Genomic DNA, 24673 nt, shown 5'->3' on the forward strand with positions numbered 1-24673 from the left:
CATTTCACCCTTTGAAACACCTGGAGATCGCCATGCACATCACAATCAAATCACTTGTCGCCGCACTACTGATAGGCAGTCCACTGCTTGCCGTGGCTGTCGACGAACATCACCCCGAGCAGGCTCCGGCGAAAGCCGAGAGCACGTCGGCGCCGACCCAGGGCCAGGAGCAGGCCATGGCCGAACAGATGCAAAAGATGCAGGCCATTCACGACAGGCTTGCTGCCGCCAAGACCCCGGAGGAGCGCCAGGCGGCCATGCATGACGGCATGCAGGCGATGAGGGAAGGCCTGGGCATGATGCAGAACGGCTGCGCCGGAAAAGGTATGGGCCAGCACATGAAGATGATGGATTCGAAGATGATGAACATGATGATGCAAATGATGGATCAGCAGGCCGGCATGATGGGTTCGCACTCGGACATGAAGGGCATGCCCATGCAGCAACGCATGGACCAGCCGGCTCAGAAACCAGCCCAGTAATCACACGGCGCGGCTCCGGCCTTGGCCTGTAGGGCGCAAGCATACCCAGGCCAAGGTGGGGCTCCGCCCTGGAGAATACTCATGAACGTTTCGTCTTCATCCCATCAGCCGCCATCTTTCTGGCGCACTAAGCCCAGCATTGCCCTGGGTATGTTGCTGGTCATTGCCTTGTTCTACCTAGCGCGTGAGCACTACGGTCATATCTCGCAGCTGTTGCCGTACGCGATCTTGTTGCTGTGCCCCCTGATGCACATGTTCGGCCATCACCACGGCGGCCACGGCCATCATGGCGGAAAGGACAATGCCCCCAAGGATGATGAAAGAGGCTGACTTATGCACGGTAATGAAGACACACATTCATCACCTGGAACCGAAATCTCCTCCGGCGAAGTGAAAGGCCCCGTTTGCGGGATGACGGTCAAAAGTGACAGTGCCCATCAACTGCTGCAGTACGCCGGAGAGTCCCACCGGTTCTGCAGTGAAAAATGCCTGTCGAAGTTCAAGGCGGCACCGGAGCGGTATGGCGCTCTGTGCCGGAGGAGACGAACAGCCTCCCGACGGCTGCAGGTGAAAGCTGGTACGCCTGCGCGATGCGCCCCGAGATACGTCAGCTCCGTTGTCCCATGGCTCCACGCGGAACTGGGTCGAGCTGTTGATTGCCAGCCCGGTGGTGCTCTGGGCGGGTTGGCCATTCTACGTGCGCGGTGCGCTCGGTGCTCCAGTTTAGCCCCAGGGTCGATGGGCGCGATCCCTGGCAGCCGATCAGCTCGATTAGCCCGATAGCAGCCAAGCTGACCAGCTCCCATCGTTCGGGGGATTCATGCCTCCGCTTTTACTCGCCGATTATGACCCCATCCCACAAGCGCTCTGCATGAGCTTTCCTCCGGACGCTCCTACGAACCAGTAACGGACCAAAGCACTACAACCGGACTCGAGCACCGCAATGCTTTTATAAGCCAGGCTGGCCAAAGGTTTCTTTCTGCCAGGCTCGTTGCAACAGCTTCGTGACTTCATCGTCTGAGGTTTGCGAAAAATCCGCATACCAATAACCGATTGAAACCAGCCATTGAAGTGTCAGCGGACAGATCATCTCATCAACTTCACCCCGTAGTTGCTCCACCGTCTCCAGCGGGGCCACTGGAACAGCAACAACAATACGACACGGCGCATGGGTACGTACCGCATGAATTGCGGCTAGCATCGAGGTGCCGGTTGCCACTCCATCGTCAATGAGAATCACGACTTGATCTTTCAGATACAAGGATGGCCGGTTACCTCGATATACCTGCTCGCGACGCAGTAACTCTTGTTTTTCCCGGGCGAGAACAGCACCGAAACTGGCTTCATCGATCGGGTGAGCGCGTAGCGCTTCTTCATTCATGATCTGCACACCGCCACTGGCAATAGCGCCCATCGCGAACTCAGGTTGTGATGGAAGGCCTAGCTTGCGGACCAGCATCAGGTCCAAGCGAACATTCAGTGCACAGGCAACTTCGTACGCCACTGGTACACCGCCACGCGGCAACGCGAGGATTATCACGTCGTCTCGATTTGCGTATTTAAGCAGTGGTTCAACTAGTCGGCGTCCGGCCTCGACCCGGTTCACAAAGGTGCTTTGCGGGGAAGGACTGTTCGTCATTGAAATCTCCTGCGGCGATGCTGCCCTTACATACGGCTTTTGCCAGCCTTTTACCAGGCTGAATGGGCTGTCATTACAATCCAGCTTGCTCCGTTTCATCCGTTCAGGGTTGATTTTGATCAAATGTGGAATGACAGGCCCTCGTTCTCAAGGCACGTTTACAGCAGAAGTTGCCTACTTAACTTATGTCAGAAAATCACACAGCCTCTTCGCTATGCTTATTGGCGACTCCGCCGGCTCCCCTGCCCCCTTCGTCGGGCCAGGAGCTGCGGCATCGGCTATGTATCGACCTTACCGGAGATTGCCATGTCGCCACTTCCCCAACGACTGCGGGTCTATGACAGCGATGAACTGGCGGGCGTATTGCAAGTGATGGCGCGCCAGGCTGCGGCATTGCTACCAGCCACACAGACTGTATTGATTGGTATCCAACGCCGTGGTGAGCCGCTGGCGCAGCAGTTACAGCATTACCTAGCGCAACTGACCGGCGGGCCAGCCCTGCCGCTCTACCCGGTCAAAGTCAAGCGATACGCCGATGATCTGACCGTGCTCCACGACCATGCGCAGCTTACCGAAAATCCCGCCCTGAATACGCTGGATCTTGCCCATACCACCGCGTTGGTAGTTGATGACGTGTTGTACGAAGGTCATTCGCTGCTGCGTACCTGCGCTTATCTGGCGCAACTCGGCGTGCGTCGTTTGCACACGGCGGTATTGGTGGACCGGCATGTATGCCATCAGCCGATCCGTGCCGATATTGTCGGGATTCACCTGCAGGTGGCTCCCCAGGACATCATCGAATGCAATGTCCCTCCCTATGAGGCTGAATTCTGCATAGAAATAGTGCGCCATGGTGTCGTCTACTGAACCACGGGTATCAAGCAAGCGCTTCCTTCGACAGCTTTACGGCGAGCACGCTACATGTTGCCTGGCCAACCACTCGCTCCGTGGTATCTCCAATCAGCTTTGCCCATCGCTTGGGTTGCACCACACCCATGACCAGCACATCGATCGCCAATGCCTCGACTTGCTCCATAATGATGGGCACGGGGGCACCTTGCAGAAAGTACCGATGCGAAAGGGAAATACCATGTGCGTCTGCCAAGGCATCAAACGGCGCTTGTAGTGCTTCGCGCAAGGGCTCGATCCAGGGTTTGGCGAGACTGGCATTGGCCAGCAGTGGAGCAGGCAGGTCGTACACGGACATAAGATTAAGTTCCCCCGTGCACTGCAATGCCAGGCTCTGGGCCGTGCGAATCAGTCGCTGATTGAATGCTTGCTGCTCCGCCCCAGGGTCAGAGACATCCACGGCAATCATAATATTGCGCGGCATCGCTGGAGCATTGGGCGCAACGAAGTGGATCAGCCCGTCATAGTGACGTAATAAAGTGTTGTCAAGCGATGAATGGAAGGCCCGCGCGAGCAACGATGCTGGATGGCATCGAGTAATTACCATGTCTGGATTGAATTCTGTGATGTAGTCCAACACCAGGCGACCCGAATCCTCGGCCTGCATCACCACGCAGGTCAGTCGCACGCCATCGTCTCGCTGCTCCTCCATCAGGTCGTTCAAAGACTTATTGAAATGCTTGAGTGAGGCCTCAGCTACTTGTGGGTATTGCAGTTCATGGTGCAAGCGCAGTTCAGCGGGCTCAAACACCCCCAACACTTGAAGTGCCGCTCCACTGGCTTTGGCTAGCGATACTGCCCGATGCAGTGCAGCTGATCTCGGATCGACCTCTTCGAGGATCAACAATAGCTGGCGGTACTGGCTCATTCGCCACCTCCTGCGAGGGAATACCCCGAACAATACAATTATCGGGGCTTGTACTGCGTTCCTCTTGATAAAAATCAAGGCTGCGCAAGCTGACAAGGTCACGCTGAATACATACCCCCGCATTGCAACCAGCCCCATGCTCGCTGGAGGTCACCATGAAAACCTTCTCACGACTGCTACTGATCTGCCACCCAGAACTTCATGCATCCGTGGCCATGACCCGCGCACAGGCGTTGGCCAAAAGCACCGCAGCAACGCTGCACCTGGTAGTTCTCGGTAAGCTGCCTTCGCGGGTTACCACGCTGAACCATGCCTTGCACCGCAGCGCCCACCAAAAAGAACAGCAACGCTCCCAGGCTTGGTTGGACGAACAGGTGCATGAACTACGCAATCTAGGTATCAAGGCCTATGCTGAGGCAGTGGATGAGGATGATCCGCTGAACGACCTTATGCGCCTGGTACGGTTGCATCATATCGATATGATCATCAAGGACATCACCTATGAGACGGCCTTGAGCCGTGCCCTGCTCAAACCGCTTGATTGGCAACTGTTACGCCAATCCTCAATACCCTTGCATCTGGTGGCCCACGCCGAGCACCAGCTACCGACCCGGGTACTTGCAGCGGTGGACTTGTCCCAGGATGACCCCGCCATGGAGCAACTCAATACCCGGATCCTCGAGTCGGCAAAAGCAATGGCACAGCAGTGCAAAGCGCAATTGCACTTGCTGCAGGCCTACGACTGGAGCCGAAGCTTTGTCGCCTATGCCGCTGGGCCCATCGCGTGGAGTGAGCAACTGCTGGATCAAATGACCGGACATGCCAACGAGCGCATGCATCAGCTCGGCGCACGGTTCGGCATTGAAGCAGGGCATCAGCACATGATCAAAGGCCCGGCAACCTGTGTCATCAGTGACTATGCCAACCAGAACGAATTCGATGTAGTGGTGATGGGTACCCTTTATCACGAAGGGATCACCAGGATTGTCGGCAGTACGACAGAGCAGGCGCTCTACAAGGTGCGCTCCAGCATCCTGGCGATCCACAGCTAATCTGTCAGTGGAGCCAAGCATGAATAACAGCCGTCCACTCTTGTTTGCCCTGCAGGGCAGTGAAGCCTATGCAACGGGTGTGGCCAAGCGGCTCGGGTGGCAGTTGGCGTCGCACGAAGAACGCGATTATGAAGACGGCGAGCACAAATGCTGGCCAACAGCGACGGTCAATGGCTACCGGGTCGTGCTGATCCATTCACTTTACAGCGATGACCGACAGAGTGCCCATGACAAGCTTTGTCGCCTGTTGTTCTTTTGCAACGCGCTCAAGGATGCTGGTGCCTGCCAGGTGAAGGTTGTAACCCCTTACCTGTGCTATGGACGCAAGGACCGCCGGGTAGAAACCCAGGACGCCACCATCACTCGCTACGTAGCGGCCATGATGGAGGCCTGCGGCGTGGACCAGCTGGTCGCGCTGGATGTCCATAATCCGTCGGCCTTTGATAATGCTTTGCGCATCCCGGCGTGGAACCTGCAATGCACGGAGTTGTTCGCGGCGCATTTCGCGACGATTGTCGACAACGCACCGGTGGTGGTGGCGTCACCGGACACTGGAGGCATCAAGCGGGCCGAACTGTTTCGCCAGGCCCTTGAACGCCTGCTGAAACAACCGGTAGGCGGCGCCCTGATGGAGAAGCATCGTGATCAAACCTCCCTGACAGGTACGCACCTGGTTGGCAATGTATCAGGTACCACTGTCATCGTTTTTGACGACCTGATCAGCACCGGCCAAACCTTGATCCGTGCCGGCCAAGCTTGCCGCAATGCTGGCGCCACTCGCCTGTTCGCCGCCGCGACCCATGGCTTATTCACAACAGGCAGCCAATTATTCGACACCTCACTGTTCGAGCGCATCGTAATCACCGATAGTGTGCCGCCCTTTCGCCTGCAGTCAGCCGGTATGCACCCTCAGCTTGAGGTACTCGAGAGCACCGCACTAGTGGCAAAGTTACTATTGCAAGGAGCCTGATACAGTTCGTCTGCCCCACGCACTATGTATCAGTACCGACCTGAACGTTGCCCCCATCTGTTGTCGCCAGACCTGCTCCTTTTTGAATAAAGCGTAGCTAACGTCGGTCCAGGTAACGGAATAGTTCTTCTTCTTGGTTGAAATGCAGGCTGACCAGCGTGTCCAGACGAATCAACTGATGCTGGATGGCATCGGCGGTCACGGAGGGAGGGCTAGTGCCGAAATCACTGCTCATGCGAACCAGTAACTGGATCAGCCGGAAAATCTCTCGATGCGTGTGGCTCATGGCGAACAATGGGTCCTCCCCCGGCAGGCTTCGGCCCAGCAGCGGGTACAATGTACGTTCATCATCGCGCTCGTGGCGGACCAGCAACGTTTGAAGCGCCTCGACCAATGTGCGCAGGTCAGCATGAGCCTGATCGGGGGGCCGAAGGGCGAAGTCGCGAGCCATTTGACGAAGAGTGCTCAATACACCGGCCAACTGCTGGTGCTCGCTCTGCAACTGGTCGATGTACTCCATGGCGATACCTGCCCGCCTGCGTCCTTGGAGGGGCCCCAGGGCCCGCAAGGCATTGAGAATGATCGCTACATCGATGCCTTCCTGAACCACCGCACCAATCAAGGGAGGCAGGTAGCCCACTGCAGCGACGATCATGGCCAGCGCTGACAGGCCCATTCCCACCCACACCCCTTGCCGGGCGATATGAACAGCATGCCGGGCAATATCCAGTGCTTCGACCAGACGATCCAGGCGATCGACAAGCAGCACCACGCCGGCTGCCTGCACAGAGGCCGTCACTCCGCCTGCACCCATGGCGATACCCACATTCGCAGCTGCCAACGCCGGCGCATCGTTGATGCCATCACCGATCATTGCAGTACTGCTGATGCGGCAACCTTCCTGCACAAGCCGCACTTTGTCTTCGGGGGTCAAGCCAGCACGAAGCTCGTCGATTCCGGCCGACAAGGCAACCATCTCGGCAGTTTGCAGGCGATCACCGGTGAGCATGACGATCCTGTCGATGCCGCGCTGGCGCAGGCGCCGCAAAGTCTGGGGCGTTTCCCTGCGCACCTCGTCGACAAACCTCAGTAAACCCGCCAACCGCCCCTGTACAGCAATAAAGCTACCGCTGCAGGCCAGGTAATCCATCTGACGCAAGCAGGCTGCAGCCCAGTCGCTGACCCCAGCCTGCTCTTGCACATACTCCAAAGCCCCCAGACGCACCTGCTGGCCGTCCACCTCGCCGCATAGTCCCTCCCCTGGGCTTTCCTGCACCCGTTGAGGTTTTATTAGCGGCAAATGATGCTCATGAGCGGCATCGACAATAGCTCTGGCAATCGGGTGGGTGGACGCCTGGGCCAGCGAAGCGGCAAGCCCTAGCAGATGCAGTGGCTCGTCCTGGCCATTTACCTCGATCGCCTGCAGGCCGGCATGGCCGCTGGTCAGCGTACCGGTCTTGTCGAGAAACACCTGCTCGATACCCGCCAGGGATTCCAGGGTCAGGCCATCCCTGATCAAGATCCCCCGCCGCGCCGCGCGGGATATACCCGACAAAATGGCGATCGGCACAGCCAGAATTAGCGGACAGGGAGTGGCAACCACCAGTACCGCAAGCACCCGTAAAGGGTCATCACTTAAAAACCAGGCGAACCCGGCAGTCAGCAAGGTCAATGGGATAAACGCCAAGGCATAGCGGTCAGCCATGCGCACGAAAGGCGCTCGCGACTGTCGCGCAGCCTCGGCCAGGCGCACGATACCGGCATAGGTACTTTGGGCCGCCGTATGCGTGGCGACCAGCAGGAACGGGGCGCCGGCGTTCGTGACCCCACTGAGCAGTTGCTCACCGGCATGGCGCGTGACGGGCAATGATTCACCCGTCAGGGCAGATTCATCCAGGTTGGCGACAGGGCTCTGCAATCGGCCATCCACCGGCAGCACCTCACCCAGCCGGACCAGTACCGTCTGCTCTGGCCTGACTTGCTCCACGGGAACCTCGCGTAGCCCATCGGCTTCCTGGATCGAGGCGTAGCGCGGCGCTCGCTCAATCAGGGCCCGCAACTCACGCTCAGCGTACTGCTTGCTGAAGGACTCCAAGGTTCTTCCGGTTGCCAGCATGAGGGCCACAACCGCCGCCACGAGCATCTGCTCCAGGGCAAGGGCGGCGGCGATCGACAGCAAAGCGATCAGGTCTACCCCTGCTTCTTTTCGAGCCAGGCGCTGAATGATTTCAGTCATCAGCACCGCCCCCATCAAATAGCTTCCAGCCGCCCAACTGATCGCGGCCCACTCCTGGCGCTGCGCAACGTAGGCACCTGCCCCGACCATCAAGGTCAAGGCACACACCGCCAACAGCAAAGGGTTGTGCCATTTGTCGAGCACAACACGCCAGCGTTGCGCTTTCATTGTAGAGGCTCCAATGGCGGCGTCGGTTGTCTGCTACTTGTGTTTACTCTGCTTCTTCAGCCGTTGAAGCTGCTCGTTGTTCTGGTTGGCAATGCGTAGCGCCTCAGCAGCCATCGCCTCTACCCTCTCGAGTCTATTGTCAACCTGATCCGCCCTGAGTCTCGCCGTCGCAGCATTCGCTTCTGCAGACTCCAGACGCGCATCGATTTCCTCGGCGTTTCGATGACTACAACCGGAGGTGAACATCAGCAAGAGGGCATAGAGCCCTATCAGCAAGAACCTATACATGATGATGCCCTCACGTGACAGGTACATAGCGTATGTGTCACGAGTATCTGTCACTGTGCGCCCACGCATCTGATTTTTGTCAAGCCGACTGGGCCTTGGCTACGCAATATCGACCCTATAGCGGGTTTGACCTAAGTCAATCGCGGCCAGGCAAGAGCGGGTAAAAACTTGATTAAGGGCAACTTGCTCATACCCCTTTCCGAGGAAGCAGGGCACCATCATGAAAGACCTGAACCTTCGTAAACTCGTTCTTGAAGAGCTGGAGTTCCAACCTGACATCAACGCGGCCAATATCGGTGTAACTGTCGAGGATGGCGTTGTGACGTTGTCAGGCCATGTCAGCAATTATGCCCAGAAAATCGCCGCTGAGCGCACGGTCAAGGCGATCAAAGGCGTACGGGCCCTCGCTGAAGAAATCGAGGTCAGGCTGAACAAAGGTGAAGGCACGGCGGATGACACCATTGCCAACCGCGCGTTGAAGATCCTCGCCTGGAGTTCGGACGCCAATGTGGACGCAATCAAGGTCACTGTACGACACGGCAGGATCACCCTTGAGGGCGAAGTGGACTGGCAGTACCAGAAGGAAGTGATGGAACACGCCGTATGGCGTTTGTCGGGTGTGGTTGGGGTGGACAACCTGATTACCCTGCGCCCGCGGGTTAATGTGGCCGATATCCAACGGAGTATCGAGGACGCGCTCAAACGCAGCGCCGAGGTGGATGCCAGTCATATTCGAGTCAAGGTCAATGGCGACGTGGTACGGCTCGAAGGCAAGGTTCATCTGTTGCGGGAGCGGCAAATCGTGGAACGGGCCGCTTGGTCAGTACCGGGGGTAAGAAAAGTCGATGACTACCTGTTGATTGCCTGACTCGACGGGGGCGAAGCCGGCAAACAAACCCGCCCACCGGCTCTTTCGCCTCAGGAGCACGACCATGAAAAAAGATCAGCCATGGAAGCTCTATTACCTGGCGATCGCACTCGCCGTGCTCGCCTTCATCCAGTTCGGCCTTTTCACCCGCCCGACGATACAAGCCATACCGTACAGTCAGTTTCTGCAATTGCTGGAAGAGCAAAAAGTCAGCGATCTACGGGTCGAACAGAATCGCATCGTCGGAAAGCTGGTCGTTCCCATCGATGGTCATGATCAGTTTTCCACGGTGCGCGTCGCCCCGGCATTGGCCGAGCAACTCGGCCGTGCGGGCGTCACCTTCACTGGCGCCTCCGACCGCTCCAGCACCGGGCCACTGCTGGAATGGCTGTTGCCATTGGTCATTATGCTGGTGGTTTGGCATTTCCTATTGCGTGGGCTGGTCGATAAGCAAGGGCTGGGAGGCTTCATGACCGTGGGTAAGTCACGGGCCAAGGTATACGTTTCGCACGATACCAAGGTGACGTTCGCCGACGTGGCAGGTATCGACGACGTCAGGGACGAGCTGACTGAAATCGTCTCGTTCCTGAAAAACCAGGCGTGGTACTCACGCCTTGGTGCCCATGTTCCCAAGGGCACGCTGCTGGTCGGCCCACCCGGCACTGGCAAGACGCTGGTTGCAAAAGCCATCGCAGGCGAAGCGGCGGTTCCATTTTTCTCGATCTCCGGTTCGGAATTTGTAGAAATGTTCGTTGGCGTCGGTGCCGCCCGTGTACGTGATCTTTTCGATCAGGCGAGAAAGGCCGCGCCTTGCATCATCTTCATCGATGAACTGGACGCATTGGGGAAAATGCGCGGTATCGGCGCATTGGGCGGCAATGATGAGAAAGAGCAGACGCTCAATCAGCTGTTGGCGGAGCTGGACGGTTTCGATCCACGCGAGGGGGTGGTTCTGCTGGCGGCGACCAACCGCCCGGAGGTGCTGGACCCGGCGTTGTTGCGGGCGGGGCGTTTTGACCGGCAGATATTGATCGACCGCCCTGACCGTAACGGCCGCCAGGCGATTCTCAAAGTTCATCTGCGCAAGATCGTCTGTGCCCCTGGCCTGGACTGCGAGCGCATTGCAGAAATCACCCCTGGCTTGACCGGTGCCGATTTGGCCAATCTGGTGAATGAGGCTGCTATTGTCGCCACGCGCCGCGCCAGTGACAGCGTCGAACTCCAGGACTTCACCGTCGCTGTCGAGCGCCTGGTGGTCGGGATAGAACGCAAAAGCAACGTGTTGCGCACTGATGAGCGCCAGACCGTGGCATACCATGAAATGGGACATGCCCTGGCCGCCAGCAGCCTGCCGGCGATGGATCCGGTGCATAAAGTGTCAATCATTCCCCGCGCTGCAGGCTCGCTGGGTTACACCCTGCAACGCCCCACCGACGATCGTTTTCTGCTCAGTCGCCAGATGCTCAAGGACCGCATCGCAGTATTAATGGCTGGGCGTGCCGCCGAGGACTTGGTCTTCGGCCAAATCTCCACGGGAGCCGCCGATGATCTGGGACGTGCCACTGATATTGCCCGCCAATTGATCACACGGTTTGGCATGAGCGCTGAACTCGGCCAGTCAGTGCTGGAGCGTCAGCAAGCCACCTACCTTGGCGACTCAATCCACAAGCATATGGACAAAGACTACTCGGAACAGACCGCCCGCGAGATTGATCTGGGCATCCGTGCCTTGCTTGACGAGGCCTACGGCAGAGCCAAGACGCTGCTGGCACAACGGCGCGCCGACCTGGATGCCGGAGCCCAACTGCTATTGGCAAAAGAAACCATCACCCCTGAAGAGTTTCCCGCGCTGATGCCAACACGATCCAAAGCACCTAAAAATCAATTGCTTGATAAGCAGGGTTGATCTGTCACTTGAACCTTCATCGCGGGCTAAGCCAACAGTCGTCTGGCGTGCCCCCGGCGTCAAACAGTGCCCGCAGGTGTCCATTGCCAGTTCGTCACTTCAGGCATGTCTTCACCATGCTCGATCAGATAAAGCTTGTGCTTCTCCAAGGCCGACCAATAGCGCGCCCTTGCCTGCTCCAGTCGGTCGTGCAGACGCGGTACCCGTTCGAAGACATCCAGCACCAGCTGGAAGCGATCTAGGTTGTTGATGACAGCCATATCGAACGGCGTTGTCGTTGCCCCTTCTTCACGAAAGCCGCGCACATGAAAGCGCTCGCTGTTTGCGCGCTTGTACACCAGTCTGTGTATCAAGGCCGGATAGCCATGAAAGGCAAAAATGACGGGTTTATCCTGGGTAAACAGCGCGATGAATTCGTGGTCAGGCAACCCATGCGGGTGTTGCTGCGACGGTTGCAGCACCATGAGGTCGACGACATTTACCACTCTGATACGTAAGTCGGGCGCGTACTCGCGCAACAAGGTCACGGCGGCCAGTGTTTCCAGCGTCGGCACATCGCCCGCGCACGCCATCACCACATCCGGGTTCTCGTCGTCCTGGCAGGCCCAGTCCCAACGGCCAATGCCCCTCTGGCAATGGCGGGTCGCCGCGTCAATGTCCAGCCATTGCCATTCCGGTTGTTTGCCCGCCACGATGAGGTTGATGTAGTTGCGACTGCGCAGACAATGATCGACGACAGACAGCAAACAGTTGGCATCGGGCGGCAGATAGATCCTTGCAATGTCGGCTTTCTTGTTAGCCAGCAGATCGAGGAAGCCAGGGTCCTGGTGCGAAAAACCATTATGATCCTGGCGCCAGACATGGGAGGTAAGCAGGCAGTTGAGCGAGGCAATGGGCTTGCGCCATGGCACTTCGGCCGCAATTTTCAGCCACTTGGCGTGTTGAATGATCATCGAGTCGACGATATGAATAAAGGCCTCATAACAGGACAGCAAGCCATGCCGCCCGCTCAAGACATAGCCTTCGAGCCAACCTTCACATACCTGCTCGCTCAGTATCTCCATAACCCGGCCATCTGGAGCCAGGTGGCAGTCGTCGGAAGACAGCAGGTCTATCCAGACCTTGGCCGTGATTTCATAGACGGCGTCCAGGCGATTGGACGCTGTTTCGTCGGGGCCGAAGAGGCGAAAGTTATGTGCTACCAGGTTGTTTTTCATCACATCGCGCACATAGGCGCCGAGCACACGCGTGGCCTCGGCACGTAAGCGCCCTGGCGCCTCGAGGCGTACCGCGTAATCGCTGAAACACGGTAAGTCCAGTGCGCGAAGCACCACGCCACCATTGGCGTGGGGGTTGGCGCTCATGCGTCGACGCCCTGTGGGAGCCAGCGCTGCGATCTCGGGCAGCAGTGCGCCATCAGGGTCGAACAACTCATCGGGACGGTAGCTTTCCAGCCAAGTCTGAAGCTGTAAAAGGTGCTGTGGTTTGTCGAGCCCGGCGAGCGGTAGCTGATGGGCGCGCCAAGTGCCCTCCACCTGAAGGCCATCGACGAACTTGGGTCCTGTCCAGCCTTTTGGCGTGCGTAGTACCAGCATCGGCCAAGCAGGTCGCTCCAGCGGTTGCCCCGTGTTGGCTTGCCGTGCCATGCGCTGGATCTCGCGGATCTTCTCCAGGATCGTATCCAGTGTTCTGGCCAACGCTCGATGAACCTCCAAGGGCTCCTCGCCTTCGACGAAATAGGGATCGTAACCATAGCCATACAAAAGGCTGGACAGTTCGTCTTCGCTGATTCTGGACAGCACCGTCGGGTTGGCAATTTTGTAGCCATTGAGGTGCAGAACAGGAAGAACCGCGCCATCCCTGGCCGCATTGAGAAATTTGTTGGAGTGCCAACTGGCCGCCAGCGCGCCCGTTTCGGCTTCGCCATCGCCAATGACACACGCCACGATCAGGTCAGGATTGTCGAATGCGGCACCATAGGCATGTGCCAGCGAGTAGCCCAACTCGCCGCCTTCGTGAATGGATCCCGGGATTTGTGCAGAAACATGGCTGCCGATACCATACGGCCAGGAAAACTGCCGGAACAATCGATTCAAACCCAAGGTGTTGCGTTCCACTGCCGGGTACAGCTCTGTATAGGTACCTTCCATGTAGGTCTGGGCCACGATAGCCGGGCCGCCGTGACCTGGGCCGGCAATAAACATGATGTTCAAATCGTGTTGCCTGATCAGACGATTCAAATGGGTATAGAGCAGGTTCAACCCGGGCGCTGTACCCCAGTGACCCAGCAGCCTGGCCTTAACGTGGCTCAGCTTCAGGGGAACTTTTAACAGCGGATTGTCTTTGAGGTGGATTTGTCCGACCGTCAGGTAATTTGCCGCACGCCAGTAGGCGTCCAGCAATTCCAGTTCTTCAGTGCTCAGAAAATCCTTCATGATCAACCCCTATGCGCCTGGTTTGCTGCCATTCCAGCCAAAGGACGGGAGCGTCCTGCTCCCAGAGCGACCTACGTCCGTCTGCTATTTGCCGCTTTTGATCGGAATCACTTTTTCCGGCTGAATCGCTTCGGCGCGCTTGGGCAAACGCACCTGCAGCACGCCCTTGGCGAACTGGGCATTGATCTTTTCGGCATCGACCTCGCGCGGCAACTGGAACACCCGCTCGAAGCTGCCATAGTGACGCTCGGAGAGGTGATACTCTTTGCGCTTTTCATCGACTTCTTCGTGTTTTTCCCCGCGGATGACCAGGTTGCCATTGACGAGTTTGATCTCGATATCCTTGTCGTCCACGCCAGGCAGCTCGGCACTGATTCGGTACTCTTCCGCCAGTTCGCTGATATCCATCGCAGGCAAGCCATGAGTGAACAGATCGCGCCGCCAGAAAGGCTCGACATCAAATGGCGTGTGGCTGAAAGGCATACGCAGCGGTCGGCGTCCGAAGTCCTCAAACAGACTATCAATCTGACGCCGTAACTGCTGGAACGGACGCCACAGCTCAGCGGACTCGGTACTCGATGGCATCGCTTTGCCTGGCTGGCTGGAAACAGACGTTACAGGTACTTTTTTGGCTACTTCGGACATGGTGACCTCCTCGGCTCAAAAAATGGTTGTCTCCCATGGAGACGTCTTAATGCTGCATCTGGCCCAGCCTCTGCGTTTGATCTTTATCAAATTCGGTGACGCAGCCATCAAGCGACATTTTGACCAAGATCAAAGCAGTCACCTGCAGCCCTTCTAACTTGAGTAAATGACGACGCAATGGGTGATGCCACAGCCGAGGATCACATGGTGCGTAAAGAGGTTGGCCGGGTTCGGTTGCTGCAACAGCTGCCTGGCCGGGGTGCGATACAGTGCCTTCGACTAGCGCTCCCGTATAGGGAGCAGACAGCAGTGATGCCCGGCCAGTACTGCCTGCTGAGCAGTCATGAGCGCATTCAACCGTGCAGTTATGTCAGTGTTCCCGGACGCTCTCGGGAGTTTCTGGTGGTAACGTCCAGAGCAACCCCTCTGGAGGTGGATGGTGAGTGGTTGTCCTACTCGGGCCCCATCGGCTCGGGATGGCCGGTGCCCCTGCTGGGCAGGCGACTACTGGCGATCACTCGTGGGTACGGCTTTCTGCCGCTACTCTGCGTACTCGACGAAATCTCATGCTGGCTGCCTTGGGTAGAAATCCACTTGCTGTACGACGCAGCCAGTTTGACGTATCTGCCAGAGGAGTATCGGCATAGGCTGGCCGCTATGAAGGTGTTCAGCAGGACCCTATACCCCTTTGGTTCGCAAGCAGAGCTAAAAAACTACGTGGTAACGCTCAAACCCGATATGGTTTATTGCTGTGCCCCCTCGCAACTGGCCTTTCAGCTTGCCCGACGCTGTATTGAACAGGGTGTCTGCGCGCAGCGAATCTGGATACGGGCGGATCATGTGGGAGTGTCTGCGGATAGACCGGTGAGCCCATGGGATGGTCCAGTGCACCGTTTCGACCGGGTGCTGGCGGCCCGATACTGAAGCCCCCTGCCCTGCGGCTGCACTAGCGCCCCAGTTGGCAGAGACTTTCCAGACCCTGTAGATTGATAATACGCACTTCTCGACCTAGACACGCAATTAATCCCTCCTGGTTGAATCGGCTGAATAACCGACTGACCGTTTCCAGGGTCAGGTCCAGGTAGTTGGCGATGTCGCCTCGGGACATGGGTAAACTGAAGAGGTCCGGGCGCAATCCTCGCTCATGATAACGGGCAGACAATCCTAGCAAAAACAATGCAAGACGTTGCTCTGCGCGTCCGTGACAGCAGCGCAGGTGTTCGTCTTTGCTCTGTATACCCAGGCTGAGCATGTGCAGCAGTTGGTAGCGTAACCCCGGAATATGACCTGACAGTTCCATCAATTGGTCTAGCTTGATTGAGCAAACCATTGATACTTCCAGCGCCAATGCAAAACTTCGATAGTGGCTGGCGCCAATAGCGTCCAACCCCAGCATTTCCCCTGGCAAAATAAAGCCTGCGACCCTTTCGTTACCCTCGGCATCAAGCAGGTAATTCTTGATCGCGCCCGAACGCAGTGCAAATACCTGGTCCATAGGTTCATCAGCCGTGAACAGGTGCTCGCCCTTCTTCAACGGGCGATTGCGTCGAACGATACGCTCCAACTCATCCACTTCATCCAGCGAGAGACTGGCCGGAAGACAAAGTCGACTGAGGGAGCAGGCAAGGCACTTTACCTGAGGCCTTGCGGTTGGACTTGGCGCGCTAGGCATGCTGCCATCTCCACACTTCTCGTGCGGTCATCTTTTAACTGTAGGTGTTCTGGAGCATAAATCGAAGCGGTCCGATTAAAGGACCCGCCCAGCGTCCGCAGATCACTTGTGCATTTGACAACGATCAAGTCCAGCAAGCGATTTAGCGTTAAAAAAACCTCGCAATCTCTTATTTGGCCCGCGAGGAGACCTGCCATGGCAGCTGAAATTACACAACAAGCTCACACTTCAACATTTCCTGTCACATCCGGTGAACACTGGATCGAAGCGTTGGATAACGGCACCCATGTACTCATCAGGCCTTTGCAAGCCAAAGACCGGCAACGTGAAATAGCATTCATCGAGCGGCTGTCGCCACAGTCTCGTCATTTCCGCTTTCTCTGTCAGCTCAAAGAACCCAGCGAAGCAATGCTTGATCAGTTGATGACCGTTGATCAACGCCAGAACATGGCCTATGTGGCCTTGGCACATGTCGACGGTGAACTACAAGAAGTCGGCATCGCCCGCTATGCGGCCGCCCCCCGCGCGGGTGAGTGCGAATGCGCGGTGACGGTAATGGATAGCTGGCAACACCATGGTTTGGGCAGGTTGTTACTACACCATCTGATCGACCATGCGCGCGCCCAAGGCTTCAAGTTGATGTACTCGATCGACGCTGCGGCTAACGTGGCGATGCGGGATCTGGCCCAGGCTGCCGGATTCTCGACAGTAAGGGACCCGGACGACACTAGCCAGGTTATTCACCGTTTGTCGCTGGCCTGAGGCACTATCATTGCAGTGGGTTCCTCGGGCAGCAGGTCCAGTTGTTCGAGGCACCTCTGCTCATCGGTTTCGGTCACCCCCTTGAACGCGGTCACTTCAAGCACCGAAGTATCGAACAAAGCCAGGCGAATCACTCCATTGCGATCAAGGAAAACTTGTGCGAGACACTGGCACACGGGCTTGGCTATCATCGCAACCAACGGCCCCCCGTTCGGGGTATCGATCTGTGCCTGCAGGTTTGCCTCGCAGGCATTGACGATGTGTTCTACGGAGCGCCCGGCCAGCCACAGTATGGAAGTACCAAGCAAGGCCAGAAGTACCAGTGTGCCCAGCAGGACATTGGACTCCCTGGCAGCGGCATTGAGCAATGTCAGCTTGCGCTGCCAGCCAGAGGAGCCCTTGGCAAAGATCGTTTCGCCCACGCTACGGGTGAACCTGCGCTGTACGGCCAGGCCCACGATCGCGCTGAAAACTGCCAATGACAGCATAACCAAAGGTTCATGGATGGTTAGTAGCGACGCAGGCTGGAATGCCCTGTAAAGGGAAGCCGATGTCATGAAGAAAACAATGGCCGCCACCCACCCGAGACTGCCCCTGGGGCGCCTCAGCCAGGCCGTCAGTTTTGTCCGTGCTTGAGTGTTCATCGGCGCGCTCCTCTCTGCCTGGCTACTCTATTGGGTCCAGTGCAACCGTTTCGCGGTATTCCGGGACCCAAACCTGCCATCCGAGCTCAATGCTGATACGTCGACGCAACGTATCAGCGGCATGAGGTTCGCCATGAATGACATAGGTTTGCCGCGGCGGCCTGGTGAAGCCGCGTAGCCACTGCATGATTTCGTCCGCATCAGCGTGGGCGGAGAGATTTTCCATGGCGAAGACTTGGGCACGAATAGGTATATCTTCGCCATGCAGGCGAACGCTACGCGCGCCGGCGACGATATCGGCACCGCGCGTGCCTCCGGCCTGGAAGCCAGAGAATAGAATGCTGTTGCGTGGATTGGGTGCCAATGCCCTCAGGTGATGAAGTACCCGACCTCCGGTTGCCATACCGCTGGCGGCAATGATGACTGCCGGTTCGCGCAACTGGTCAAGACGTCTAGATTCATCGACCGTGCGGATGATATGTGTACCCTGGCACATCGCCGCGCATTCCGCAGCAGTCAGGCGATGTTCCCTTGCGAAGTGCTGATACAGGCTGGTGGCATCAGTGGCCATTGGACTATTGAGGTAGACAGGAATATCGGGGATAAGCCTGTCGCGTTTCAGCTTGTACAGGTAGTACATCAGCAACTGCGCGCGCCCGACGGCAAACGACGGAACCAGCGTGATACCGTGGCGCAGAGCCGTCTTGTTGATCACTTGCGCCAGGTATTGCTCGGTCGACTCCGTGGGATGAGAACGGTCACCATAGGTGGACTCCACCAGTAACACATCCGCCGTAGGAATCAGCTCGGGCGCCCGCATGATCGGGTCCTGGGGACGTCCAAGATCACCGGAACACACCAGTGTCTGCCCTTGCGCCGAAATCTGCACGGTGGCCGCCCCGAGAATGTGCCCCGCCGTGCGGAGCAGAAGGTCCATACCCTCGGCAATGGGTGTGGACTGGTGCAGCTCCACCGGCCGAAACAGGGTTAATGCCCGTTTGGCATCCTGCTCGGTATAGAGCGGACGAGCCGGCGAGTGCTTGGAATAGCCATGGCGGTTGGCGTGATCGGCTTGCTCTTCTTGTAGGCGCGCGCTGTCGAGCAACAGGATTTCGGCCAAGGCGCAGGTGGCTGGGGTGGCGTAAATTGGCCCTCGGTAGCCCTCTCGTGCCAACACCGGGAGGAAACCGCTATGGTCCAGGTGAGCGTGGGTAAGCACTACTGCGTCGAGTGAACGCAGTGCCGGGTGCAGCGGCTCCCAGTTACGCAGGCGTAATTGCTTGTAGCCCTGGAACAGCCCGCAGTCGATCAGTACCCGGGTACGGTCTCGGGTCAGCAGGAATTTACTGCCGGTCACAGTGCCGGTACCACCCAGAAAAGTCAGTTGCATGGTGTTGGCTCCCAGGTCTGGATCAGGCAAGGATGGACGGCCAATACGCTACAGGGCAGCTTGCTGACGATCCGTTCAGTGGTATCACCCAACAACTTGTCCAGCCCCTTGGGCTGTACTACCCCCATCACCACAACATCAATCTCCAGAGCGATGACCTGCTCACGGATTATCTGCACCGGCGACCCTTCAATGAAATGCCGGCAATCGAGCGGCACGCCCAGGGTGTCAGCCAACGTCTCGAAGGGTTGCTGCAAGGTGTCGCGCAATTCTTGAACCCACGCCTCGGCAACATTGATATCGGCGACGAAAACCCTGGCCAGGTCGTATGCCGACAATAGATGCAGTTGAGCATTACATTGCAAGGCCAGCGTCTGGGCGACCCTGATCAGTTCCTTGTTGAATACTTCTTGAAGGGCCTCGCTGTCGTGCAGGCTCGTGTCCACTGCCACCAACACATTCTTAGGCAAACCTGCCGCCGATCGTGGCAGGAAATGCGTCAGTCCACGGACGCCTCGCATCAACGCGCAATCGAGCGGGGTACTGAACAGACGCGCCAGCGCTGGCACGGCCTCGCCGTCCTTGATCACCATATCGGGGGCGAATTCAGCAATATAGTCGATAGCCTGGCTGCGAATGTCGTCTGCTTTCACCGTCTCGTATGTCAGGCGAATAGCACCGGGCCGTTGCCGCTCAAGCATCTGTGCTAGCTGTTCGCGAAATTGCGCATATTGGCGCTCTATTTGCGCCTCATTTAGACGCTCCTCCTGCAGCGTGTGCTCCTCGACGGGCTCGAACAACCCAAGAACATGTACCGCAGCGCCACTAACCTGCGCCAATGCCAGTGCCCTGCGCAAGGCGGCCGAATGCTTGTCGACCTCGGTAAGCAGTACAAGTAGCTGTCGATACTGGCCCATTGCAAACCTCCAGCCGGACGCGGCGATAATGGTGTCTGCCATTGATCATCGAAGCCTTTGACCCTCGTTGCTTGATGCAGATCAGAAAAATCGCGTCTGTACGCCGATTTGATCAAAGTCAGGTCCTGATTGACGCGGCGCGGTACAAAGACTCCAGGCAGCATTCCCGACGTCCCTGGAGGGCGACATGAACATGCAACCAAGCGACGATGTATTTGCCAGTGAGCATTGGGTGGAGCACCTTTCGGACGGTACCGCCGTACTGATTCGCCCCCTGCGTGCGCAGGACCATGAGCGCGACAAGCGTTTTATGGGCGCACTCAACTACGAAGTCCGGCGCTTTCGTTTCCTTGCAGGGTTCAGTGGGGGAGTGCCGAACATGGCCGTGCAATTGATGGATGTCGATTACCGCCAACGCATGGCCTATGTCGCCCTTACCCATAAGTCTGGCCAGTTATGCCAGATAGGTGTAAGCCGCTACGCGGCGATACCCGGTAGCAGTAATTGCGAGTGTGCCGTCGCCGTTTGTGAACACTGGCAGCGCAAGGGCCTTGGGCGCCTGCTAATGGGGCATCTTATCGACGCCGCCCGGCGCAATGGCTATCAACATATGGTATCGCGAGACTTGTCGAACAATTACGCCATGCACCGGATGGTGAAAGCCTTGGGGTTTACCTCACGCTACATAGGCGGTGATGTCACCGAGCTCTTCCACGAGCTGGATCTGCAAAAATGAACAAAGGCCCCGTTCAGGGGCCTTGCTCATTAACCAAGGGAGTGTTCTGGTGAGATAACCAGTACGCTGGTGGGCAACTTGTACAAGACCCTCTCCGTCGTACTACCGATGAACGCACCGATACCACGGTGGTGGTAACGCCCCATTACCACTACATCGATGTCATGATTTTCAGCAAACAACGTCAACACCTTGGCTGGATCGCCTACCCGCAAATGGCGGTGCTCCGCATTGATACCATTGCGCTCGGCCAGGTCCTGAAATGCCTCGCTTTGAGCTTCGTGCAGGGTCTGGGCCAAGTTCGAATCGAACAGGAACGAATGCTCCCCGTAGCCGTCTGCCTCCTGGTACATGGCACCAAGGTCATAAACATACAGTAACTCCATCTGTGCATTGCATTGCAGGGCCAGTTTCAAGGCCTCGCTGATGAGCTGATCGTTGAATCCCTCATATTGATCTTCAGGTAGGGACAGGTCGACCGCTGCCACTATTTTACGCGGCAAGGCATAGCTGGTTTTCCGCACGAAATGCACCGGCACCGGACACTCGCGCAACAGCTGTACATCCAGCGGGGTGAACATCGCCCGCATCCACCATGATTCGTGTTCGAGTTCCTTGACTAGCATGGCAAACGGTTGCTCACGCAAATGGATCAATATTTCATCCAGCGCATGCTGTACCCAGACCACCTCGGTGGTCACCGTCAGGCCCGCACGCCGCATAGGCACCGCTTGGGTCTCCAGCCACTCGCGGTGCTGCTTTACGTACCCCTCGCGCATTACCGCCAGGGCTTGCTCATTGACCAGGCCAGCCGTGGCCAGGCCTTCGAGATAATCGAACGCCACGATGTGCAACGCCATGCCTTTGGCCTTGGCCAGGGCTGCAGCGCGATCGAAGGCTGGCGCGTGACGCATCAGTGGGGAAGCAACCAGTAAGAGTCTTTGCGTATTGGTCATGGCACACCTCGGTGGCGGAAATTGGTTATTCAATAGTGTTCTGCGCTTCGCCCACGCACTTGATCTTTATCAAAACCGCGACTGCCGACAGCGCAGACGTACGGTCGCAGGGTTCTGCACACAATTTGACGCGGATCAACGTTTCGCCGGTTTTTCGGCGCACGCTATTGAAAAATAAAAAGTGTTACTTCGCGTTCCGGAGGTATGGCCATGGCTCGCATGAAAGCTGCGGTATTCGTCGATAAGAACCGAATCGTACTGGATGAAAAACCTATCCCTGAAGTCGGACCGCTAGATGCCTTGGTCCGTATCACCACGACAACGATATGCGGTACCGATGTGCACATCCTGCGCGGCGAGTACCCGGTCGCCAAGGGTTTGACCGTTGGTCACGAACCCGTCGGGATCATCGAGAAACTCGGAACGCAGGTCCAGGGTTTTCATGAGGGCCAGCGGGTGATCGCCGGCGCCATCACCCCTAGCGGACACAGCAACGCCTGCTTATGCGGCTGTAGTTCCCAGGACGGCGCTGGCACCCTTCATGGTTTCAAGGCCATCGGCGGGTGGAAATTCGGCAATGTCATCGATGGCTGCCAGGCCGAGTTTGTTTGCGTGCCTGATGCCATGGTCAACCTGTCCCCTATCCCCGCCTCGCTCACCGACGAACAGGTATTAATGTGTCCGGACATCATGTCCACCGGGTTCTCTGGCGCGGAACGTGGTGGCGTCGGTATCGGCGACACAGTTGCTGTATTCGCCCTGGGCCCTATCGGCTTGTGCGCGGTAGCAGGGGCACGCATGCTCGGTGCCACCACCATTATCGGTGTCGACACGGTCGCCGCACGGATGACGGTGGCCCGCCAACTCGGCGCTTCCTATCTCGTTGACTTCAAACAAGGCAACGTGGTGGAGCAGATCATGGCGCTCACCGATGGACGAGGGGTGGACGTGGCCATCGAAGCATTGGGCACCCAGTCGACATTCGAATGGGCGCTGCGAGTGCTACGTCCCGGCGGCACCCTGTCTAGCCTGGGAGTCTACTCCGGCGACTTGCGTATTCCCCTCGATGCCTTCGCCGCCGGCCTAGGTGACTACCGGATTGTCACCACGCTCTGCCCGGGCGGCAAAGAGCGCATGCGTCGGCTCATGCAGGTAGTGGCCAGCGGTCGGGTGGATGTATCGCCTCTGGTTACCCACCGATTCCGGCTCGAGGAAATCGAAACCGCCTACGAATTATTTGCCAACCAGCGCGACGGCGTTATGAAAGTGGCGATCACGCCCTGAACTCGCTGTGTCGCAGGCAAGGACGCTGATGCTTTAAATGGATAACGCTCGTCTTTGCTAATGCACGCTCTGGAGTAAGGCCGATGAACGTCTACGTTGAGAAAAATCCGAAACAGGATCGCTGGTGGGTGCAGATGGATGAATGGCGGATAAGCTTCAAGACCGCAAACGAAGCCAGGCAATTCGTCGCGAAGTTAACCGCCCGCATCAATGCACCTCATTCCAGGGACATGATTGCAGACCACGCGCTACTGGCATCGCCTCACACGGGTATCGGGCTGCGTGGCGCGTCGGATCAGGCGCCGCGTCGACGCGCGCAGGAGGCTTGAGATGACTAGTCGAATCAACGTTAAGCTTGTAGAACAGCCTTCACCGTTGTGCAAGGCCACCCCTATTCATCTGCAGCCTGTAAGCTCGGCCTGCAGGGATTGCCGGGTAAGCGGGCTGTGCCTGCCAACCGGGCTACCGGTACTCGACAACAGCTATCTGGGCGCCTTGGTCGGCCCGCGCATTCGCATTCGCAAAGGTGCGGCGCTCTTTCATGCCAACACCCCCCTGAGTACCCTCTATGCAGTACGTTACGGCAGTTTTAAAACTAGCTTGAACAACGCCGAGGGGCTGGGCGTGGTGATCAACTTCTGGATGCCTGGAGACGTGCTTGGGCTGGACGCCATCGCTACCGAGCACCATGTCTGCGATGCCATAGCACTGGAGGACAGCGAGGTCTGCCCCATCCCCTATCACCGCTTGCAAGCCATGGCCCACGAGTTTCCCGACCTGCAGCAAAGCCTCAACCGCATGATGAGCCGCGAGATCGTGCGCGAGCATGAACGTGTGCTAATGCTATGCAATCTGAGCGCGGAAGAACGACTTGCCAATTTTCTCATTGGCTTATCCAACCGTTTCGTCAAGCGCGGCTTTTCCGCCCATGGCTTTGTATTGCGCATGTCACGCGAGGACATGGCCTCTTACCTGGGGTTGCGACTGGAAACTATCTGCCGATCGATTGCGCGCTTGCGTACACTGGGGATAGTTGAGCTACGCGGTCGAGTGGTGGAAATTCTGGATTTGCCAGCGCTGATGGCGCTGGAGCATGGCGATCACGATTGCCGATCTCAGCACGCAACACAGGCACAATGCTCGACTCCCTGAGTTTGGGCCACGGCGCAGTGGTGCGGGGTATCGGAAGGCTGGTGGACCTCGAACGCGTTGGCAAGATATTGAAATCAAAGAAATTTAATAGCCTCGTTATCCTTGGAGGCTGCTGGTAAAAATATTCTTCTGTAGTGCTTGGTGTCGTGAAGAGGACTGGTGATGAACATATTATTAAACGAACTTCACGCCTATCATCATGATGTGGCTAAAAAAATCACTCAGATTAAAGAGTTGCTGAGGAAGCTGAGACATGAATCCGATGGCGCTGAAGACTGCATGCTGTTGTTCAAGCTGCTGGAAGCCTTGCATGGTGATGCAGAGCGCCACCACCATGAAAACGAAGAACTTATCCGGCGGGCCTTGCTAGCGACTGAAGCACCGATCCACCAACGGGTCAAAGATATTGAGCGAGACCATCAGGCATTTGGGCGTATTGCTGGGCAGCTGAAGATGTTGGAGGGCACAACAAAGGAAACGAGAGTCATTGCTGATATTATCGATGATTACATCAAAAAATATTACGATCATATGGACGCCGAGGAAAATATTTTCTTTCCGACGGCAGATAAGTGGCTGTCTGACAACCAATGGCAAGACATAAAGCGTCAATGGCATTAATTGGGGGGGCACCCGACCTGGTCGAGAAGCGTGGTATGACCTGGAGCCGATATGACTGTTGAAGAGGTTCGCT

At 57.3% G+C, this 24673-nt stretch carries 25 protein-coding genes; 14 read left to right on the forward strand and 11 right to left on the reverse strand.

Annotation, left to right across the window (positions count from 1 at the left end):
• Positions 1-32 precede the first annotated feature (32 nt).
• The 3 genes from PSAKL28_RS12680 (at position 33) to PSAKL28_RS28545 (ending at position 1265) form a co-directional block, all read left to right on the forward strand.
• A complete protein-coding gene (locus PSAKL28_RS12680) occupies positions 33-482 on the forward strand; it encodes a hypothetical protein (RefSeq protein ID WP_038610790.1) in 450 nt (149 codons plus the stop codon).
• A gap of 81 nt (positions 483-563) precedes the next feature.
• Positions 564-812 (forward strand): DUF2933 domain-containing protein, encoded by a 249-nt coding sequence (locus PSAKL28_RS12685; RefSeq protein ID WP_038610793.1) that lies wholly within the window; start codon positions 564-566, stop codon positions 810-812.
• Positions 813-815: 3 nt separating this feature from the next.
• On the forward strand, positions 816-1265 hold the full coding sequence (locus PSAKL28_RS28545) for a YHS domain-containing protein (RefSeq protein ID WP_075226509.1): 450 nt from the start codon (positions 816-818) through the stop codon (positions 1263-1265).
• A gap of 166 nt (positions 1266-1431) precedes the next feature.
• Here the strand turns inward: PSAKL28_RS28545 and PSAKL28_RS12690 are convergent, their stop codons facing one another.
• The gene (locus tag PSAKL28_RS12690; RefSeq protein ID WP_038610796.1) at positions 1432-2121 is read right to left on the reverse strand and encodes a phosphoribosyltransferase; all 690 of its coding nucleotides are present in this window, start codon (positions 2119-2121) and stop codon (positions 1432-1434) included.
• Between the two features lie 306 nt (positions 2122-2427).
• Here PSAKL28_RS12690 and PSAKL28_RS12695 point away from each other — a divergent pair, with 306 nt between their 5' ends.
• Entirely contained in the window at positions 2428-2988 is a 561-nt protein-coding gene (locus tag PSAKL28_RS12695) for a phosphoribosyltransferase family protein (RefSeq protein WP_038610799.1), read from the forward strand.
• 10 nt (positions 2989-2998) lie between these two features.
• Here PSAKL28_RS12695 and PSAKL28_RS12700 read toward each other — a convergent pair whose 3' ends face one another.
• Positions 2999-3898, reverse strand: coding sequence for a universal stress protein (locus PSAKL28_RS12700; RefSeq protein ID WP_038610802.1), 900 nt, complete (start codon positions 3896-3898; stop codon positions 2999-3001).
• 155 nt (positions 3899-4053) lie between these two features.
• Between PSAKL28_RS12700 and PSAKL28_RS12705 the strand changes: the two genes are divergently transcribed.
• Both PSAKL28_RS12705 and PSAKL28_RS12710 read left to right on the forward strand, forming a co-directional pair.
• Positions 4054-4950 (forward strand): universal stress protein, encoded by an 897-nt coding sequence (locus PSAKL28_RS12705; RefSeq protein ID WP_038610806.1) that lies wholly within the window; start codon positions 4054-4056, stop codon positions 4948-4950.
• 19 nt (positions 4951-4969) lie between these two features.
• A complete protein-coding gene (locus PSAKL28_RS12710; RefSeq protein ID WP_038610810.1) occupies positions 4970-5920 on the forward strand; it encodes a ribose-phosphate diphosphokinase in 951 nt (316 codons plus the stop codon).
• A 97-nt stretch (positions 5921-6017) separates the two neighbouring features.
• Here the strand turns inward: PSAKL28_RS12710 and PSAKL28_RS12715 are convergent, their stop codons facing one another.
• Entirely contained in the window at positions 6018-8324 is a 2307-nt protein-coding gene (locus tag PSAKL28_RS12715; RefSeq protein ID WP_038610814.1) for a heavy metal translocating P-type ATPase, read from the reverse strand.
• A 33-nt stretch (positions 8325-8357) separates the two neighbouring features.
• Positions 8358-8639, reverse strand: a complete 282-nt coding sequence (locus PSAKL28_RS12720; RefSeq protein WP_257011888.1) for an Lpp/OprI family alanine-zipper lipoprotein — start codon at positions 8637-8639, stop codon at positions 8358-8360.
• A gap of 193 nt (positions 8640-8832) precedes the next feature.
• On the opposite strand from PSAKL28_RS12720, the gene PSAKL28_RS12725 reads away from it, so the two are divergent.
• Together PSAKL28_RS12725 and ftsH are read left to right on the forward strand one after the other, a co-directional pair.
• Positions 8833-9480, forward strand: coding sequence for a BON domain-containing protein (locus tag PSAKL28_RS12725; protein ID WP_038610816.1), 648 nt, complete (start codon positions 8833-8835; stop codon positions 9478-9480).
• 64 nt (positions 9481-9544) lie between these two features.
• The gene (ftsH, locus tag PSAKL28_RS12730; RefSeq protein ID WP_038610818.1) at positions 9545-11386 is read left to right on the forward strand and encodes an ATP-dependent zinc metalloprotease FtsH; all 1842 of its coding nucleotides are present in this window, start codon (positions 9545-9547) and stop codon (positions 11384-11386) included.
• A 59-nt stretch (positions 11387-11445) separates the two neighbouring features.
• On the opposite strand, the gene PSAKL28_RS12735 is transcribed toward ftsH, so the two are convergent.
• The 3 genes from PSAKL28_RS12735 to fnr form a co-directional block, all read right to left on the reverse strand.
• A complete protein-coding gene (locus PSAKL28_RS12735) occupies positions 11446-13821 on the reverse strand; it encodes a phosphoketolase family protein (protein ID WP_038610821.1) in 2376 nt (791 codons plus the stop codon).
• An 84-nt stretch (positions 13822-13905) separates the two neighbouring features.
• A complete protein-coding gene (locus PSAKL28_RS12740) occupies positions 13906-14466 on the reverse strand; it encodes an Hsp20/alpha crystallin family protein (protein WP_038610823.1) in 561 nt (186 codons plus the stop codon).
• 946 nt (positions 14467-15412) lie between these two features.
• The gene (fnr, locus tag PSAKL28_RS12750) at positions 15413-16138 is read right to left on the reverse strand and encodes a fumarate/nitrate reduction transcriptional regulator Fnr (protein ID WP_038610829.1); all 726 of its coding nucleotides are present in this window, start codon (positions 16136-16138) and stop codon (positions 15413-15415) included.
• Between the two features lie 195 nt (positions 16139-16333).
• Between fnr and PSAKL28_RS12755 the strand changes: the two genes are divergently transcribed.
• Positions 16334-16900 (forward strand): GNAT family N-acetyltransferase, encoded by a 567-nt coding sequence (locus PSAKL28_RS12755; protein WP_038610833.1) that lies wholly within the window; start codon positions 16334-16336, stop codon positions 16898-16900.
• Here the strand turns inward: PSAKL28_RS12755 and PSAKL28_RS12760 are convergent.
• The 3 genes from PSAKL28_RS12760 to PSAKL28_RS12770 are packed head-to-tail and all read right to left on the reverse strand — an operon-like array spanning position 16879 to position 19851.
• Complete coding sequence (locus PSAKL28_RS12760; protein WP_084589105.1) at positions 16879-17544, reverse strand: hypothetical protein; 666 nt, start codon at positions 17542-17544, stop codon at positions 16879-16881. The two genes, PSAKL28_RS12755 and PSAKL28_RS12760, sit on opposite strands and share 22 nt — an antisense overlap.
• A gap of 22 nt (positions 17545-17566) precedes the next feature.
• Positions 17567-18934 carry an MBL fold metallo-hydrolase RNA specificity domain-containing protein gene (locus PSAKL28_RS12765; RefSeq protein WP_038610836.1) on the reverse strand — a complete coding sequence of 456 codons (1368 nt, stop codon included), beginning with the start codon at positions 18932-18934 and terminating at the stop codon, positions 17567-17569.
• Positions 18925-19851, reverse strand: a complete 927-nt coding sequence (locus PSAKL28_RS12770; protein WP_038610839.1) for a universal stress protein — start codon at positions 19849-19851, stop codon at positions 18925-18927. The genes PSAKL28_RS12765 and PSAKL28_RS12770 overlap by 10 nt, the downstream gene beginning before the upstream one ends.
• A gap of 187 nt (positions 19852-20038) precedes the next feature.
• On the opposite strand from PSAKL28_RS12770, the gene PSAKL28_RS12775 reads away from it, so the two are divergent.
• Positions 20039-20587: a GNAT family N-acetyltransferase gene (locus PSAKL28_RS12775; RefSeq protein ID WP_038610841.1), complete on the forward strand. Its 549-nt coding sequence runs from the start codon at positions 20039-20041 to the stop codon at positions 20585-20587.
• Between the two features lie 29 nt (positions 20588-20616).
• On the opposite strand, the gene PSAKL28_RS12780 is transcribed toward PSAKL28_RS12775, so the two are convergent.
• Positions 20617-21543 carry a universal stress protein gene (locus PSAKL28_RS12780; RefSeq protein WP_038610844.1) on the reverse strand — a complete coding sequence of 309 codons (927 nt, stop codon included), beginning with the start codon at positions 21541-21543 and terminating at the stop codon, positions 20617-20619.
• A gap of 210 nt (positions 21544-21753) precedes the next feature.
• Here PSAKL28_RS12780 and PSAKL28_RS12785 point away from each other — a divergent pair, with 210 nt between their 5' ends.
• The 4 genes from PSAKL28_RS12785 to PSAKL28_RS12800 all read left to right on the forward strand — a co-directional run bounded on the left by PSAKL28_RS12785 (position 21754) and on the right by PSAKL28_RS12800 (position 24600).
• The gene (locus PSAKL28_RS12785; protein WP_038610847.1) at positions 21754-22827 is read left to right on the forward strand and encodes an NAD(P)-dependent alcohol dehydrogenase; all 1074 of its coding nucleotides are present in this window, start codon (positions 21754-21756) and stop codon (positions 22825-22827) included.
• 83 nt (positions 22828-22910) lie between these two features.
• On the forward strand, positions 22911-23156 hold the full coding sequence (locus PSAKL28_RS12790; RefSeq protein WP_038610850.1) for a hypothetical protein: 246 nt from the start codon (positions 22911-22913) through the stop codon (positions 23154-23156).
• Position 23157: 1 nt separating this feature from the next.
• Positions 23158-23979, forward strand: a complete 822-nt coding sequence (locus PSAKL28_RS12795) for a helix-turn-helix domain-containing protein (protein WP_038610853.1) — start codon at positions 23158-23160, stop codon at positions 23977-23979.
• Between the two features lie 162 nt (positions 23980-24141).
• A complete protein-coding gene (locus tag PSAKL28_RS12800; protein WP_038610857.1) occupies positions 24142-24600 on the forward strand; it encodes a hemerythrin domain-containing protein in 459 nt (152 codons plus the stop codon).
• Positions 24601-24673 lie beyond the last annotated feature (73 nt).

This window comes from Pseudomonas alkylphenolica (genome assembly GCF_000746525.1).
Taxonomy (GTDB): domain Bacteria; phylum Pseudomonadota; class Gammaproteobacteria; order Pseudomonadales; family Pseudomonadaceae; genus Aquipseudomonas; species Aquipseudomonas alkylphenolica.

Bases quoted from the DNA above. Each gene is read 5' to 3' on its own strand.
- PSAKL28_RS12800 (WP_038610857.1), top strand. From the start codon at position 24,142: ATGAACATATTATTAAACGAACTTCACGCCTATCATCATGATGTGGCT.
- PSAKL28_RS12785 (WP_038610847.1), top strand. From the start codon at position 21,754: ATGGCTCGCATGAAAGCTGCGGTATTCGTCGATAAGAACCGAATCGTA.
- PSAKL28_RS12715 (WP_038610814.1), bottom strand. From the start codon at position 8,324: ATGAAAGCGCAACGCTGGCGTGTTGTGCTCGACAAATGGCACAACCCT.
- PSAKL28_RS12770 (WP_038610839.1), bottom strand. From the start codon at position 19,851: ATGGGCCAGTATCGACAGCTACTTGTACTGCTTACCGAGGTCGACAAG.
- PSAKL28_RS12695 (WP_038610799.1), top strand. From the start codon at position 2,428: ATGTCGCCACTTCCCCAACGACTGCGGGTCTATGACAGCGATGAACTG.
- PSAKL28_RS12755 (WP_038610833.1), top strand. From the start codon at position 16,334: ATGGCAGCTGAAATTACACAACAAGCTCACACTTCAACATTTCCTGTC.
- fnr (WP_038610829.1), bottom strand. From the start codon at position 16,138: ATGCCTAGCGCGCCAAGTCCAACCGCAAGGCCTCAGGTAAAGTGCCTT.
- PSAKL28_RS12740 (WP_038610823.1), bottom strand. From the start codon at position 14,466: ATGTCCGAAGTAGCCAAAAAAGTACCTGTAACGTCTGTTTCCAGCCAG.
- PSAKL28_RS12690 (WP_038610796.1), bottom strand. From the start codon at position 2,121: ATGACGAACAGTCCTTCCCCGCAAAGCACCTTTGTGAACCGGGTCGAG.
- PSAKL28_RS28545 (WP_075226509.1), top strand. From the start codon at position 816: ATGCACGGTAATGAAGACACACATTCATCACCTGGAACCGAAATCTCC.
- PSAKL28_RS12720 (WP_257011888.1), bottom strand. From the start codon at position 8,639: ATGTACCTGTCACGTGAGGGCATCATCATGTATAGGTTCTTGCTGATA.
- ftsH (WP_038610818.1), top strand. From the start codon at position 9,545: ATGAAAAAAGATCAGCCATGGAAGCTCTATTACCTGGCGATCGCACTC.
- PSAKL28_RS12725 (WP_038610816.1), top strand. From the start codon at position 8,833: ATGAAAGACCTGAACCTTCGTAAACTCGTTCTTGAAGAGCTGGAGTTC.
- PSAKL28_RS12775 (WP_038610841.1), top strand. From the start codon at position 20,039: ATGAACATGCAACCAAGCGACGATGTATTTGCCAGTGAGCATTGGGTG.
- PSAKL28_RS12735 (WP_038610821.1), bottom strand. From the start codon at position 13,821: ATGAAGGATTTTCTGAGCACTGAAGAACTGGAATTGCTGGACGCCTAC.
- PSAKL28_RS12780 (WP_038610844.1), bottom strand. From the start codon at position 21,543: ATGACCAATACGCAAAGACTCTTACTGGTTGCTTCCCCACTGATGCGT.
- PSAKL28_RS12685 (WP_038610793.1), top strand. From the start codon at position 564: ATGAACGTTTCGTCTTCATCCCATCAGCCGCCATCTTTCTGGCGCACT.
- PSAKL28_RS12760 (WP_084589105.1), bottom strand. From the start codon at position 17,544: ATGAACACTCAAGCACGGACAAAACTGACGGCCTGGCTGAGGCGCCCC.
- PSAKL28_RS12700 (WP_038610802.1), bottom strand. From the start codon at position 3,898: ATGAGCCAGTACCGCCAGCTATTGTTGATCCTCGAAGAGGTCGATCCG.
- PSAKL28_RS12795 (WP_038610853.1), top strand. From the start codon at position 23,158: ATGACTAGTCGAATCAACGTTAAGCTTGTAGAACAGCCTTCACCGTTG.
- PSAKL28_RS12705 (WP_038610806.1), top strand. From the start codon at position 4,054: ATGAAAACCTTCTCACGACTGCTACTGATCTGCCACCCAGAACTTCAT.
- PSAKL28_RS12680 (WP_038610790.1), top strand. From the start codon at position 33: ATGCACATCACAATCAAATCACTTGTCGCCGCACTACTGATAGGCAGT.
- PSAKL28_RS12765 (WP_038610836.1), bottom strand. From the start codon at position 18,934: ATGCAACTGACTTTTCTGGGTGGTACCGGCACTGTGACCGGCAGTAAA.
- PSAKL28_RS12710 (WP_038610810.1), top strand. From the start codon at position 4,970: ATGAATAACAGCCGTCCACTCTTGTTTGCCCTGCAGGGCAGTGAAGCC.
- PSAKL28_RS12790 (WP_038610850.1), top strand. From the start codon at position 22,911: ATGAACGTCTACGTTGAGAAAAATCCGAAACAGGATCGCTGGTGGGTG.